Source organism: Imhoffiella purpurea (assembly GCF_000585215.1).
Classification (GTDB): Bacteria; Pseudomonadota; Gammaproteobacteria; order Chromatiales; family Chromatiaceae; genus Imhoffiella; species Imhoffiella purpurea.
The window spans coordinates 41,684-55,439 of the sequence record NZ_AONC01000012.1 but is presented as its reverse complement, the minus strand read 5'-3'; the positions used below and the strand labels follow the sequence as shown (position 1 = coordinate 55,439).

The following is a 13,756-nucleotide window of genomic DNA, read 5'->3' as shown; positions in this document are numbered from 1 at the left end:
CTTGGTCGCTGGGGGCTCGGTATGGCCGGGGTGCTCGCCTGGCGCAACCTGACCCACGATCTCTCGCGCTTCATCGTGACCATGGTGGGCGTGGTCTTCGCCGTGGTGCTGATCGCCATGGAACTGGGGCTCTATCAAGGCTTCACCACCAGCACCACCACCGTCATCCGTCACACCAACGCCGATCTCTGGATCATGGCCAAGGGGACGCGCAATTTCGAGATCACGGTCCCCATCCACGACCGCGAGCTCTACGCGGCCAAGTCGCTCGAATGCGTCGACCGGGCCGAGGGTCTGGTCACTCAGTTCGTTCCTTGGAAAAAGCCCGGAGGGGGCGACGAGAGCGTCTTCCTGGTGGGCTTCGATCTCAACAGCGGTCTGGCCGGTCCCTGGAATCTGGTCGACGGCGATCTCGAGGATCTGCGGCGGTCCGATTCCATCGTGGTCGACCATATCTATGCCGACAAGCTGGGCGTCTCCGGGATCGGCGACCGCGTCGAGATCAACCGCCATCGCGCGCGGATCGTCGGCATGACCCAGGGCATCCGCTCCTTCACCACCTCGCCCTGGGTCTTCACCGCCGCGCGCACGGCGCAGCGCATGGGCAACTTCGAGGCGTCCGACTGGAACTACGTCCTGGTCGACGTCGAGCCCGGGTGCGATCCGGTCCGGGTGCAGGCCACCCTGAAGGCCATCCTGCCGGAGGCCGACGTCCATAGCGTCGACGAACTCGCCGCGCTGACCCGGGACTATTGGGTCTTCACCACGGGGGCCGGGGCCTCGGTGCTGGTCTCGGCCATACTGGGCGTGGTCGTCGGGGTGGTGATCGTGGCCCAGGTGCTCTATGCCACTACGGTCGACCATCTCACCGAGTTCGGGACCCTGAGGGCCATGGGCGCGCCGAGCGGATTCATCTATCGGGTCATCCTGGGGCAGGCGGTCATCAGCGCGACCATCGGCCATCTGTTCGGGATCTCGATCGCCATGGCGCTGGCCGAGGCCAGCGAGACCGGGACCGTGCTGGTCGTGGTCTCGCCCGCGATGGCCGCCTGGCTGTTCCTGCTCACGCTCGCCATGTGTGTCGCGGCGGCCGTGGTTTCGATCCGCAAGGCGATGCGGATCGATCCGGCGATGGTCTTCCAGCGGTGATGTCCATGAAACCGGCGATTCAGGCGGAGGAGGTCTCGCTCATTTATGGACAGGGTGCCACGGCGGTTCACGCATTGGACCGGGTCGATCTGAGCCTGGCGTCGGGCGAGATGCTGGCCCTGATGGGTCCGTCCGGGAGCGGCAAGACGAGCCTGCTGATGGTGCTGGGTGGCCTGCTGCGCCCGACCCTGGGACGGGTTCAGGTGCAGGGTATCGCGCTCGACCCGCTCTCCGAGACCGAGCGCGCCCGGCTGCGCCTGTCCCACATGGGCTTCGTGTTCCAGCACTACAATCTCTTCCCGGCCCTGACGGCCCTGGAGAACGTCCAGCTGGCGCTGGAGCTCAAGGGCTATCCGTTGGACGGGGCCGATACGCTGCTCGCCGAGGTTGGTCTGGCGCCGCGGCGGCACGGCTATCCACGTCAGCTCTCTGGTGGCGAGAAGCAGCGCGTGGCGATCGCCCGCGCCTTGGCCGGCGATCCGTCCATCCTGCTCGCGGACGAGCCGACCGCGGCGCTCGACACCGAGCACGGCATGGCGGTCGTCGAGCTGCTGCGGCGGATCGCCCGCGAGGAGGGGCGGGCCGTCGTCATGGTGACGCACGACCCGCGGGTGACGCGGATGGCCGACCGGGTGGTCAGTATTGCCGATGGGAGGATTCTGCAGTGAAACGCTGGTTGGCCGGCGCGGTTGCGATCGCGGCTCTGGGCATTCCGGTTTGGCTGTCCATCGCCGGTGGGGACGGTGTGTCGAATGGGGGACGCGGATCGCACCTTCCGGTTCCTGTGCCCCGCACCCAGGTCGCCGCGCTCGGCCGGGTCGAGCCGCGCTCGGAGGAGATGCAGATCGCGGCGGCCATGACCGGGCGTCTGGCCAGCGTCGAGGTCGACGAGGGCGATCCCATCCGGTGCGGCCAGGTGCTGGCCACCCTGGAGAACGCCGATCACAGGGCGCGGGTGCGGGGCGCCGAGGCCTCGCTGGCGATCGCCCGGGCGAGTCTGGACCGGCTGATCAACGGTGCCCGTCAGGCCGAGCGCGATCAGGCCGAGGCCGAGGTCCGGGAGGCCGAGGCGGTGCTGGCGCTGGCCGAGCAGGAGCTCGAGCGCCAGCAGGGGCTCGCCCGGCGCGATCTGGGCAGCCGGCAGGATCTCGACCGTGCCCGCAGCGAGCAGCAGGTCGCGCTCGCCCGGCTGGCGCGGGTGCGCTTCCAGCGCGAGGTGATCGAGAGTCCGCCGCGCGCGGACGAGCAGGCCCGCGCCGAGGCCGAGGTCGCCCTGGCCGAGGCCAGGCTCGCCGAGGCGCGCGCCGTCCTCGACAAGTCCTTCGTGCGCAGCCCGGTCGACGGCATGGTTCTGCGCAAGCTGCGTCATGCCGGCGAGCTGGTCACCGAGATGCTCGAGACGCCCATCGTCACGGTCGGCGATCTCTCGGTGCTGAGGGTGCGCGCCGAGGTCGACGAGGCCGACATCGCGCTCGTCCGTCCCGGTCAGTGTGCCTACGTCAGGGCCGACGCCTACGGCGAGCGGCGCTTCGCGGGGCATGTGTCGCGGGTGGGGGTGCTGGTCGGACGCAAGGGTCTGCGCAGCGAGCGGCCGGACGAGCGTCTGGATACCCGCGTGCTGGAGGTGCTGGTCGATCTGGATCCGGGCTCGGACCTGCCGGTGGGGCTGCGCGTGGACACCTATTTCGTGCTCGATTCCCCCGATTCAGTCAAGGGGGATTGAGCCTCGATTGTCCGTTCGGATCAGGAACTCGTCACCGGCTTGCGTGATTCCTCTCCGCCCAGCCAGCCCCAGAGCCGGCTCATGCGCTGGTGCAGGCTCTCGTGCAGCGATAGCAGCGCTGGGGTGAAGAGCAGCACCAGCAGGGTCGCGAAGGTCACGCCGAAGGCCAGGGAGACGGCCATGGGGATGAGGAACTGGGCCTGGAGGCTGGTCTCGAAGATCAGCGGTCCCAGGCCCACGACCGTGGTGGCCGAGGTCAGGATCATGGCCCGCAGGCGCGAGCAGGCGGCCTCGATCAGGGCCTCGTCGATCTCCATGCCGGTCTCGCGCAGCTCGTGGTACATGCTGACCAGGATGATGGCGTTGTTGACCACGATGCCCGAGAGCCCGAACAGCCCGAAGAGCGAGAGCAGGGTGAGGTCGATTCCGAGCAGCCAGTGTCCGGCGATGGCGCCGATGAGTCCGAGCGGGATCGCGGTCATGACCACCAGCGGCCAGCCCCAGCTGGAGAAGATGGCCGCCAGGACGATGTAGATCATTCCCAGCCCCAGGACGAGCCCGAGCTTCATGTCGCCCAGGGTCTCGCGCTGGTCGGCGGCGCGGCCCTCGAAGCTGTACTCGATGCCGTAGTCGTGGGCCAGGCGGGGCAGGAGCTCGCGCGAGATGGCCTCGCGCACGTTGTCCGGGGTGGCGAGCGCCCGGTCGATGTCGGCCGAGACCTCGACCGCCAGCCGTCCCGCCGAGTGACGCAGGGCCTCGAATCCGCGCCGGGTCTCCCAGGCGGAGACGGTGCTGAGGGGGACGAACTGGCCGTCGGGTGCGCGGATCAGCAGCTGTTCCAGGGCGCTGAGCCGGGTGCGCTCGCCGCGCGGCAGCAGGACGCGCACCTCCAGCTCGTCCTGTCCGACCTGGACCAGCTGGGCCAGATAGCCGTCGAAGGCGGCGCGCAGCTGGCGTCCGAGGGACTCGGTGGTGAGCCCGAGCGCCTGTCCGGCCGGTGTCAGGCGATAGATGAGCTGTTCGCGGCCGTAGGGCATGTCGTCGACCATGTCCGAGACGCCGGGCACGCTCTCCAGGCTCTGGGCCAGCTCCAGGGCGGCCGACTTGAGCCGCATGGCGTCGTCGCCGGTGAGCCGCACGGTCAGGTCGCGTCCGGGCGGACCGGCGCGGCGTGCCGACATCACCAGGCTCTCCAGCCCGGCCGGCATCCGCACCTTCTCGCGCCAGGTTTTGAGGAAGCGTTCGTTGCGCACCTCGCGTTCCTCGGACGGCACCAGCTGGACCTGGATGGAGGCCAGCTGATCGCCCTTGGCCCCGGCGCCGACGTCGACCGAGACGGTCGCGCCGAGCCGGGCGACGGCCGATTCGACCAGGTTGCCGCCGAGCTCGCGTTCGGTCTCCTGCAGTGCCCGCTCCATCTCGTCCAGGAACGCGGCGGTCCGCTCGCGCGGCGTGCCGGCGACGAAGGTGGCGTTGGCGAAGACGGCCTGGGGCTCGGGCGTGGGGAAGAAGACGAACTGGAGACGCCCGCCGGCGATGAGTCCGATCGCCAGGAACAGCATGGCGGCGACCAGGCTGACGGTGATGCCGCGGTTGTGCACCGCCTTGGTGACCAGCGGACGGTAGAGGCGGTCGCGGAAATGGTCGAATCCGGCGTCGACCCGTTGGCGCCAGGCGGGGATCTCCTGGCGGACGTGATGGGAGAAGGCGGCGCGCAGATGGGCCGGCATCACCAGGAAGACCTCGACCAGCGAGGCGATCAGCACCATGACGGCGACGAAGGGGATGTCGCCCAGGACGTTGCCCATGATGCCTCCGACCAGCATCAGCGGCAGGAAGGCGGCGATGGTGGTCATGGCCGAGGCCATGACCGGCCAGAACATGCGCCGCGCGCCGGCGATGGCGGCCTCGGCCGGGGCCATGCCGAGACGGTAGCGGGACTCGGCGTACTCGCCGATCACGATGGCGTCGTCGTCGATGATGCCGAGGGTGAGCAGCAGGCCGAAGAGGCTGATCATGTTGATGGTGCCGCCGAAGGCCCAGAGCAGGGTCAGGGCGGCCAGATAGGCGGTCGGGATGCCCATCGCCACCCAGAAGGCGACCCGTCCGGGCAGGAAGACGAAGAGGATCAGCAGTACCAGGGTGAATCCCTGCAGCCCGTTGTGCACGAGCAGGTCGATACGGCCATTGATGGTGCGCCACTGGGCGTCGAAGACGGTCAGCTGGATGCTCGGCGGCAGGGTGGGGCGGGTGTCCTCCAGCCAGCTGTCGAAGATGCGCGCGGCGGTGAGCGAGTTGCCGGTCTCGGCGCGCTGCACCAGCAGTTCGATGGTGGCGGGGCCGTCCGACTCGGCGGCCTTCCCCGGCGGCCCGTCCTGGATCTCGGAGAGGGTCAGGCTGCCGGGCCGGGCCTCGCGCACGATGGTGGCCACGTCGCCGAGCCGGATCAGGGCGCGGTCGTCGCTGAGGACGGCCAGGTCCTCGAAGGCGAGCGGGTCGCGTCGCTGCTCCAGGCCGCGCAGCTCGCGCGCGCCGTCGGCGTCGCCCGCGATGCCGGAGGGGATGTCGCGGGCCAAGCGGTCGATCTGCTGGCCGATGCCCTCGAGCGAGAGCTCCAGGGTCTCCAGCGCGGCGCCCGGAACCTGGATCGCGATCCGTTCCTCGGGCATTCCGTCGATGTCGATCCGGTCGATGCCGCGCGCCAGGAGCTCGCGCTCGAACTGGCGCACCCAGGGGCGCAGGTCGGCCAGGTTGGGACCCGAGACCAGCAGCCGCGCGACCGAGTCGTAGCGCGAGACCCGCACGATCTGGGGCGTCTCGGCCTCCTGGGGCAGGTTGCGGAATTCGTCGACCCGCTGGCGGACCTGGTCGAGCGCCAGCAGCGGGTCCGTGCCCTCGTTCAGCTCCAGCGAGATGCTGGCGATGCCCTGGGCGGCGGTCGAGGTGAGCTTCTTGAGCCCGTCGACCGTCTTGAGCCGCTCCTCGAGCGGGATGACGATGCCGTTCTCCACGTCCTCGGCGGCGGCGCCGCTCCAGACCACGCGCACCGAGATGATGTCGAGCTCGAAGGTCGGGAAGAACTGGACGTTCATGCGGCTCAGCGCGATGGCGCCGACGATGAAGATGACGCCCATCAGCAGGTTGGCCAGCAGCCGGTGACGGGCGAAGACCGCGATCGGATCCAGGCTCACTGCAGGCGCTCCGTCACTGGATCGACTCCACCTTGAGCCCCTCGACTGCGTTGGGCAGGTGGGTGACCATCACCTCGGCGTCCGCGGGCAGATCGGGTGCGCGCACCACCTGGAGGCCGCTGGCACCGCCGCGGTCGTCCAGTTCGCCGACGCGCTCGACCCGGACCCCATGCAGCCGCTCGTCCTCGACGAGAAAGAGCCGGTCGCCGCCGTGCAGGGCGGCGAAGGGGACGGCGATGGTGCCGGGCGCGACCGGGCGCTGCAGCTGCAGCTCGACGAAGGCGCCGAGCGGAAGCTCGGTCTCCGGGGCGAGCCGCAGCAGGGCGTCGACCCCGCGGGCGTCGGCCTCGCCCGAGATGCGCTCCAGCACGGCGGCGACCCGGCGTCCGGCCTGCTCGCCCCGGGCCTCCAGTCGGGCACCCTCGGCGAGCGCCTGGCGCAGCTCGGGTCCGTAGGCGCCGGGCACCTTGGCGCGGACGTAGAGCCCGTCGAGCGGATAGAGGGTGAGGATGGCCTGGTTGGCCTTGAGCTGATCCCCGGGGGCGGCCTCGACCACGCCAATGCGGGCGGGGAAGGGGGCGCGGATCTCGCCGCGCGCGGCGTCGCGCTCGGCCTCGGCCAGCGCGGCCTCCAGGATGGCGATCCGAGCGGGCTGCTCGGCGATGGACTGCTCGCGCAGGGTCACGGACAGGCGCGCCCGGGCGAGCGACTCGCGCGCCTCGTCGACGCTCGAGACCGAGCCCAGCTGTTTCGACTGTACTCGCTCGGCACGCCCCAGGGCGGCCTCGGCCAGACGCAGCAGCTCGCGTTCCTGGTCCAGCGCCTCGCGGTCGTGGGTCTGGCGCAGACGCTCCTTCTTCAGCTCGGCGCGGGCCTTGAGCAGTCTGGGCTGCAGATCGCGCGGATCGAGCCGGGCGATCAGGGCGCCGGCCGCGACGCGCTCGCCGTCGCGCACCGGAACCTCCATCAGGCGTCCCTCGACGGGCGCCGAGGCGCGGATACGGTCCGGGGCCTCGACCCGCCCGAACAGCGACAGCAGCGGCTGGTGGTCGGCTGGGGCGACCGGCTGGGTCTGGACGCGCCAGACCCGCTCCTTGGGCTCGACCGGCCGAGGCGTCGGACGGGTTTCCTTGAGGATGAAGAAGGTCCCGAATCCGGCGAGCAGGATCAGGAGGGGTAAGAGTCGTCGCAACATCTGACGGATGGGTGCATTGCCGTTGATGCCCCTCGAAATGGGGGCGGGTGAGCCAGTGCCTCAATGGAGGTACGGGTCCGTTCCTCGTGAGCCTTCTTATGGTTATGTCGCGAGCCACGCGGGCCGAGGGGCGTGGACGCGGGTCTGCGTTCGGGGCGCGCGATTCGCCGTCCCCGCGCTGGGCGCCGCGGCCATCTTTCGACCGCGGCCGGATCCTAAGGTTCGATCACTTGACCAGGGTGACCGGGATCTTCACCAGATGGATGACCTTGGCGGCGATGGATCCCATGACCAGGTTCGCCAGTTCGCCCCGGCCGTGGGTGCCCATCACGATGGCGTCGCAGTTCAGATCCTTGGCGAGCTGGGCGATGGTCTGAGCGACCGGACCGACCATGATATGGGGGGTGTAGGGCATCTGTGCCCGATCGAGCAGGTCTCGGGCCGACTGCATGTCGCTCTCGCCCTCGCTCTGCTGGGCCTTGGCGATCTCCTCCGCCCTGAGGAAGCGCTTGACCTCCCAGGCGTCGACCGGACTGCGCACGTTGAGCAGATGGATCTCCGCCGGCTGCTGGCATTGGGCCAGCTTGATCAGGTGCTGAACGGCGCGATCCGCGAATTCCGAGCCATCGACCGGGACCAGAAACTTGATCATTGGAACGACTCCTGCCCGTTCGGGGCGTGGAAGGCGAGCTGTGCCTGGGGTTCGGGGGCCGTCAGCGAGGCCGGGTGGTCGGCCGAGGCGCTGGCCTCGTCGCTGGCATGATGCGGTGGTTCCGGATGCCAGCCGAGCGTCAGCATCAGCAGCGCGAAGCCGGCCACATAGCCGATCGGGATATGCCAGCCGTTGCGCAGCCAGGCGCCCACGGACTTCGCCTGAGGATACATATTGGAGAGCGCCACGCCGGCGGAGCTGCCGAACCATACCATGGAGCCGCCGAAGCCGACCGCGAAGGCCAGGACGCCCCAGTCGAATCCGCCCTGCTGGATGGCCAGGGCCGTCAGCGGGATGTTGTCGAACACTGCGGAGACGAAGCCCAGGATCATGGCCGAGAACCAGGATGCCTCGGGCAACTCCTCGACCGGCATCAGCGAGGCGCAGAAGACCAGCGACAGCAGGAAGAGGCTGCCCTTGAGGGCCTCAGGCAACAGGCCCCATTCGGGCTGACGCACCCGCATGGCGGCGAGGATGGCGACCCAGACCGCGACGCCGAGGAAGGGGAAGCTCTCGGCGATGTCCTTGAAGGCCCAGTTCACGATCACGTTGGTGGCGACGGCCGCGGCCAGGATGCCGCCGACGATCCAGAGTCGGTCCCAATCGATGCGCACCTCGGTGGAGGTGTCGCGGACGATGGGCGCGGTTCGGCTCTGCTGGATCGAGGCCGGGATGCCGAACAGCAGGAGGGCCGCGCCGGCGGCGATGAAGGCGTGCAGGACCTGATACGGGGCGACGCCGGAGATCCACATCATGGTGGTCGTGGTGTCGCCGACGACGCTGCCCGCTCCGCCGGCGTTGGAGGCGGCGACGATGGCGGCCAGATAGCCGATGTGGACCTTGTACTTGTAGACGCTGGCGGCGATGGTCCCGCCGATCAGGGCGGCGGCGATGTTGTCGAGGAAGGCCGACATCACGAAGATGAGGCACAGCAGGGTGAAGGCCCCGAACGCCCCCTGCGGCAGGAAGCGCGGCAGGGCGTCCGGCACGCCGCTGTCCTCGAAGTGGCGCGCCAGCAGCGCGAATCCCAGCAGCAGGCCCAGCAGGTTGGTCAGGATGACCCACTCGTGACCCAGATGATGCAGCAGCCCATCGAGCCCCAGGCCCTGTTCGAACCCGGCGATGTGCCACTTGTAGGCGGTGATGGCCGAGAGTCCGGCGAGCGCCACCAGGAGCGTGTGATTGTGGAAGAAGGCGACGCCCAGCAGGGTCAGGGCGAAGAGGATGAATTCGATGCGGATGCCGAGGATGCTGATCGGGTTTCCGACCGGGGCCGCGTAGAGCAGCAACGGCATGGCGAGCGCGACCAGCATGAAGAGGGCGACGATCGATCGGCGCCAGGGCAGGCTGGAATGCTTGGCGTCCGGATTCGCGGAACTGGGATTGGGCAAGGGATTCAAGGTTGGACCTCGTCGTTGAGGAATGGTCGGATGGAATATCTCGCCGTCCGACAATCGAGGAGGTCGCGGCGGCGCAAGGTTGGCTGTCCTTGGGCCTTCAGTCGCGCGCTGGCTGATCCGGCTTGGTGGCAGTCGAATTGGTGGTCTTCTCGGGCGGGCGAGACTCCGGGGTCGGCGTCTTCGCGGGCTCCTCGAGAATGGTTTCGAGCGGGTCGATTCTGGACTGCCGGTCGAGGATGCGGTTGAGCTCCTCGGCCTTGAGTTCGCGATCGATCTCCTGCTTGACCGAGGACAGGGTGCGGCGTGCCTTGCCGACCCACATGCCGGCCACGCGGGCCACCCGGGGCAGGCGCTCGGGGCCCAGCACCACGAGCGCGACCACGCCGATCAGCAGCAGTTCAGTGAAGCCGACGTCGAACATGGGGTATCGTCAACCTAGGTTTCATGAGGGGACGGGGTTCGAGAAGGGTTCAGGCACGCTCGGAGTCGCGGTCGGGCGGCGGGTTGGAGCTCGTCCGCTCGGCGGTTCGCTTGGACGCGCTCGGATCGGAGACGTTCGGCGTCTCCTCCTCGTCAGTGCTCGAGAGCGAGCGGCGGAAGCCCTTGATGGCGTCCCCGAGGTCCGAGCCGACGTTCTTGAGGCGCTTGGTCCCGAACAACAGCAGAACGATGACCAGAACGATCAGAAGTTGCCAGATGCTGATGCCGCCGATTCCCATGCGTCAATGTCTCCGCCGCGCAGATCGCGCGCCTGATGGTCTCTCGTTCGTTCGCGACGACCGCCCACGCCGGCTTGGTTGTCCGGCGGCTCGCCGCTTCGGGCGCTCAGTCTTCCGCCCGGATGGTCGATCCTCGAAATCATAACCGAAAGCCGAGCCGTCTCGGAAGCGGAGGTTTTGCGGATTTACGCCGGATGGCCATATAGGCGATGATGACATGCCTTTGTCGGCGGCAAGACGTATTTTTCATGCGAATCCATCTCATCTGCGTCGGTCGACGCATGCCCGGCTGGGTGGAGGAGGGCTACGCGGAATATGCCAAGCGCCTGCCGCGCGAGTGCTCGCTGAACCTCATCGAGATCGATCCCTTGCGTCGCGGACGTTCCACATCCGCGAATCAGGCGCGCGAGGAAGAGGGGCGGCGCATCCTCAAGGCGGTCCCCAAGGGGGCCGCGATCACCGTGCTGGACGAGCGCGGACAGGATTGGAGCACGGAGCAGCTATCGGGCCATCTCGGCAATTGGCTCGCCTCCGGCTGCGATCGGGCACTGGTGGTCGGAGGGGCCGACGGTCTTGCCCGGGACTGTCTCGAGCGCGCCGAGCAGCGCTGGTCGCTGTCGGCGATGACCTTTCCCCATCCGCTGGTGAGGGTGATTCTGGCCGAGCAGATCTATCGTGCCTGGACCCTCATGCAGGGCCACCCGTATCACCGTGGCGGTTGAAATAGCCGCGGTCGGTACTGACTTGAAACGCATGCGGATTCCGGGGCGGTCCCGGCCCGCCGCTTGCTTCGACGACATCCTGGATGGAGCGCGTGAAGACATCCGATCATAGCGGGCGGAGCCACTGCGCATGAGCATGGATGGGCGGCCGCACATTTATTTGGCCTCGAATTCGCCGCGCAGGGCCGAGCTGCTGACCCAGGTCGGCGTGCGCTTCGCTCATCTCGCGGTCGAGACGGACGAGACGGGCCGTCCCGGGGAAGCTCCCGAGGACTATGTGCGGCGGGTCGCCGCCGACAAGGCCAGGGCGGGACGCGCGCGCCTGGGTGCCGACGATTCGCTGCCGGTCCTGGCGGCGGACACGGCCGTGGTGCTGGGCGATCGGGTCCTGGGCAAGCCGCGCGATCGGGGCGAGGCGCTCGGCATGCTCGCCGCGCTGTCCGGCCGAACCCATCGGGTGCTCACGGCCGTCGCGCTGATGACGGGCCGGGACCTGGAGGTCGCGCTCAGCGAGAGCCGGGTGCGATTTCGTCCGATCGAGGACGGGGAGGCGCGTCGCTACTGGGAGACCGGCGAGCCCGCCGACAAGGCCGGCGGCTACGGCATACAGGGCCGCGGCGCGCTCTTCGTCGAGGCGATCGAGGGCAGCTACTCGGGCGTGATGGGGCTGCCCCTGTTCGAGACGGGACAACTGTTGCGACGGGCCGGGATCCGGCCGATCTGACGCGCTTCTCTCGCCGCTGGGCCAGCCTCTATGAAGAAACGATAAAAAACCACTGAGACCAAGACCCCGTGAGCGAAGAGATCCTCATCAACGTCACACCGCCCGAGACCCGGGTCGCCGTCGTCGAGAACGGCGTGGTGCAAGAGATCATCATCGAGCGCGCCGAGCGTTGCGGTCTGGTGGGCAGCATCTACAAGGGCAAGGTCTGCCGGGTCCTGCCCGGCATGCAGGCCGCCTTCGTCGACATCGGTCTGGAGCGCGCGGCCTTTCTCCACGCCTCGGACATCATCGGTCCCCAGGGCGAGCCGCGCGGCGATCAGATCCACGAGCTGGTCCACGAGGGCGACATGATCGTGGTCCAGGTGGTCAAGGATCCGCTCGGCACCAAGGGTGCGCGGCTCACCACCAACATCTCGATCGCCTCGCGCTATCTGGTGTGCATGCCGGCCCTGGCCAGTACCGGGGTGTCGCAGAAGATCGAGGACGAGGAGGAGCGCCGGCGTCTGCGCGAGATCCTCCAGCGCTATGTCGAGGTGCACGAGGGCGACGGCGGCTTCATCGCCCGCACCGCGGCCGAGGGCGTCGGCGAGGAGGCGCTGCTCAAGGACATGGCCTTCCTGGCCAAGCTGTGGCGCGGGGTGAAGGAGCGCTGCGGCCATGCCAGCCAGATCGGGCTCATCCACGACGACCTGCCGCTGGCGCTGCGGGCGCTGCGCGATCTGGTCACCCCGGAGGTGGAGCGTATCCGCATCGATTCGCGGGCCATGGTCGACAAGGCGCTGCCCTTCGCGACCAAGTACATCCCCGAGATCCAGGACCGCATCGAGTACTACCAGGGCGAGCGCCCGCTGTTCGACCTCTACGGCGTCGAGGAGGAGATCAAGAAGGCCCTGCAGCGCAAGGTGAGTCTCAAGTCCGGCGGCCATCTGGTGATCGACCAGACCGAGGCCATGACCACCATCGACGTCAACACGGGCGCCTTCGTCGGTCACCGCAATCTCGAGGAGACCATCTTCAAGACCAACCTGGAGGCGGCCCAGGCCATCTGCCGTCAGCTGCGTCTGCGCAATCTCGGCGGCATCATCATCATCGATTTCATCGACATGACCGAGGAGGAGCACAAGCGCCAGGTGCTGCGCGCGCTCGAGAAGTGTCTCGCCCGCGATCATGCCAAGACCCACATCACCGAGGTCTCCTCCCTGGGCCTGGTCGAGATGACCCGCAAGCGCACCCGCGAGTCGCTCGAGCACGTGCTCTGCGAACCCTGTCCCTGCTGCGGCGGGCGCGGATCCATCAAGACCGCGGAGACCACCTGCTACGAGATCTTCCGCGAGATCCTGCGCGAATCGCGCCAGTTCGACGTCGAGACCCTGCTGGTGCTGGCCTCGCAGGAGGTGGTGGACCGCCTGCTCGACGAGGAGTCCGCCCATCTCGCCGAGCTGGAGGAGTTCATCGGCCGTCCGATCCGGCTGCAGGCCGAGGCACTCTATACCCAGGAGCAATACGACGTGGTGCTGATTTGACCGGCGTCACGGATCACAGAGATCGGCGCCCCGACATCGTCCTGGCGCGTGAACCGGTCGGCTTGCCTGTCGCGCTTTTAGGTCCTACCTATATGGGGTTGGCTCAACCCTGACGAGGTGCCTCTATTCACCCATGGATCCCAGCCAGGTCGCCAGCGGGACGCTCGACCCCCGCCAAATCTTCATCAAATCCCAGAAGGGGCTGCAGGAAATCCAGACCCGCGCCTTCAAGCTGCCGGCGCGGCTGCGGCGGCTGCTGCTCATGGTCGACGGGCGCAGCACCCTCGGCGACCTCATGAGGCGCTATGAGAACCTGGGCGATGACCTGGAGGATCAGTTCCAAAGACTGGTCGCCGATGGCTTTCTGGTCGAGCGGCGCTCGGCCCGGAACCAGGACGACAGAAACGAGTCGCAGGTATTCAATCTCGACAAGGCGAAGGGATTCGCGCGCTTCGTGATCCTGGGGGCGCTGGGTCCGGCCGGCTCGCATCGTGCCGAGCGGATCGAACGCTGCGTGAATCCCGAGGATCTTTATCTGGAGATCCAGGATCTCTGTGATACGCTTCCGAGCCTTCTTTCGTCGCGTCAGGCCAAGCACGTACTGGATCAACTCGAACCCTTGATGGCTTCTCTCAGCGCCCATCGCTCCGACGGCTGAGTCCTGCCTCGCGCTTCGCTCCGCGGATCCCGGGTCGGTC

13 protein-coding genes are annotated in these 13,756 nt (G+C 68.3%); 7 read left to right on the top strand and 6 right to left on the bottom strand.

The genetic code is table 11. The annotated features are described in order from the left end of the window. Positions 1-21: 21 nt before the first annotated feature. The 3 genes from D779_RS04345 to D779_RS04335 are packed head-to-tail and all read left to right on the top strand — an operon-like array spanning position 22 to position 2,872. Positions 22-1,149: an ABC transporter permease gene (locus D779_RS04345; protein WP_043749980.1), complete on the top strand. Its 1,128-nt coding sequence runs from the start codon at positions 22-24 to the stop codon at positions 1,147-1,149. A gap of 5 nt (positions 1,150-1,154) precedes the next feature. Beyond that, positions 1,155-1,817: an ABC transporter ATP-binding protein gene (locus D779_RS04340; RefSeq protein WP_198295660.1), complete on the top strand. Its 663-nt coding sequence runs from the start codon at positions 1,155-1,157 to the stop codon at positions 1,815-1,817. Next, on the top strand, positions 1,814-2,872 hold the full coding sequence (locus D779_RS04335; RefSeq protein ID WP_043749976.1) for an HlyD family secretion protein: 1,059 nt from the start codon (positions 1,814-1,816) through the stop codon (positions 2,870-2,872). The genes D779_RS04340 and D779_RS04335 overlap by 4 nt, the downstream gene beginning before the upstream one ends. A gap of 20 nt (positions 2,873-2,892) precedes the next feature. On the opposite strand, the gene D779_RS04330 is transcribed toward D779_RS04335, so the two are convergent. The 6 genes from D779_RS04330 to tatA form a co-directional block, all read right to left on the bottom strand. After that, the gene (locus D779_RS04330) at positions 2,893-6,063 is read right to left on the bottom strand and encodes an efflux RND transporter permease subunit (RefSeq protein ID WP_043749975.1); all 3,171 of its coding nucleotides are present in this window, start codon (positions 6,061-6,063) and stop codon (positions 2,893-2,895) included. A 13-nt stretch (positions 6,064-6,076) separates the two neighbouring features. Next, a complete protein-coding gene (locus tag D779_RS04325; RefSeq protein WP_081763321.1) occupies positions 6,077-7,258 on the bottom strand; it encodes an efflux RND transporter periplasmic adaptor subunit in 1,182 nt (393 codons plus the stop codon). A 226-nt stretch (positions 7,259-7,484) separates the two neighbouring features. Beyond that, the gene (locus D779_RS04320; protein WP_043749973.1) at positions 7,485-7,910 is read right to left on the bottom strand and encodes a universal stress protein; all 426 of its coding nucleotides are present in this window, start codon (positions 7,908-7,910) and stop codon (positions 7,485-7,487) included. After that, a complete protein-coding gene (locus tag D779_RS04315) occupies positions 7,907-9,370 on the bottom strand; it encodes a citrate transporter (protein ID WP_052347821.1) in 1,464 nt (487 codons plus the stop codon). The genes D779_RS04320 and D779_RS04315 overlap by 4 nt, the downstream gene beginning before the upstream one ends. Positions 9,371-9,467: 97 nt before the next feature. Beyond that, positions 9,468-9,791: a Sec-independent protein translocase protein TatB gene (gene tatB / locus D779_RS04310; RefSeq protein ID WP_043749970.1), complete on the bottom strand. Its 324-nt coding sequence runs from the start codon at positions 9,789-9,791 to the stop codon at positions 9,468-9,470. A gap of 49 nt (positions 9,792-9,840) precedes the next feature. Continuing rightward, positions 9,841-10,089, bottom strand: a complete 249-nt coding sequence (gene tatA, locus D779_RS04305; protein ID WP_043749967.1) for a twin-arginine translocase TatA/TatE family subunit — start codon at positions 10,087-10,089, stop codon at positions 9,841-9,843. Positions 10,090-10,337: 248 nt separating this feature from the next. Here tatA and rlmH point away from each other — a divergent pair, with 248 nt between their 5' ends. From rlmH to D779_RS04285, 4 genes are all read left to right on the top strand, one after another. Then, the gene (gene rlmH, locus D779_RS04300) at positions 10,338-10,811 is read left to right on the top strand and encodes a 23S rRNA (pseudouridine(1915)-N(3))-methyltransferase RlmH (protein ID WP_043749964.1); all 474 of its coding nucleotides are present in this window, start codon (positions 10,338-10,340) and stop codon (positions 10,809-10,811) included. A 130-nt stretch (positions 10,812-10,941) separates the two neighbouring features. Continuing rightward, the gene (locus D779_RS04295; RefSeq protein WP_198295659.1) at positions 10,942-11,535 is read left to right on the top strand and encodes a Maf family protein; all 594 of its coding nucleotides are present in this window, start codon (positions 10,942-10,944) and stop codon (positions 11,533-11,535) included. 68 nt (positions 11,536-11,603) lie between these two features. Next, positions 11,604-13,058, top strand: a complete 1,455-nt coding sequence (gene rng, locus D779_RS04290; protein ID WP_043749960.1) for a ribonuclease G — start codon at positions 11,604-11,606, stop codon at positions 13,056-13,058. Positions 13,059-13,191: 133 nt separating this feature from the next. Next, a complete protein-coding gene (locus tag D779_RS04285; RefSeq protein ID WP_043749958.1) occupies positions 13,192-13,716 on the top strand; it encodes a hypothetical protein in 525 nt (174 codons plus the stop codon). The last annotated feature ends 40 nt before the right edge of the window (positions 13,717-13,756 follow it).

Excerpts from the sequence above, each read along its gene's own strand:
- D779_RS04340 (WP_198295660.1), top strand. The coding sequence starts at position 1,155 with ATGAAACCGGCGATTCAGGCGGAGGAGGTCTCGCTCATTTATGGACAG.
- D779_RS04345 (WP_043749980.1), top strand. The coding sequence starts at position 22 with ATGGCCGGGGTGCTCGCCTGGCGCAACCTGACCCACGATCTCTCGCGC.
- D779_RS04295 (WP_198295659.1), top strand. The coding sequence starts at position 10,942 with ATGAGCATGGATGGGCGGCCGCACATTTATTTGGCCTCGAATTCGCCG.
- D779_RS04325 (WP_081763321.1), bottom strand. The coding sequence starts at position 7,258 with ATGTTGCGACGACTCTTACCCCTCCTGATCCTGCTCGCCGGATTCGGG.
- D779_RS04285 (WP_043749958.1), top strand. The coding sequence starts at position 13,192 with ATGGATCCCAGCCAGGTCGCCAGCGGGACGCTCGACCCCCGCCAAATC.
- D779_RS04320 (WP_043749973.1), bottom strand. The coding sequence starts at position 7,910 with ATGATCAAGTTTCTGGTCCCGGTCGATGGCTCGGAATTCGCGGATCGC.
- tatA (WP_043749967.1), bottom strand. The coding sequence starts at position 10,089 with ATGGGAATCGGCGGCATCAGCATCTGGCAACTTCTGATCGTTCTGGTC.
- tatB (WP_043749970.1), bottom strand. The coding sequence starts at position 9,791 with ATGTTCGACGTCGGCTTCACTGAACTGCTGCTGATCGGCGTGGTCGCG.
- rlmH (WP_043749964.1), top strand. The coding sequence starts at position 10,338 with ATGCGAATCCATCTCATCTGCGTCGGTCGACGCATGCCCGGCTGGGTG.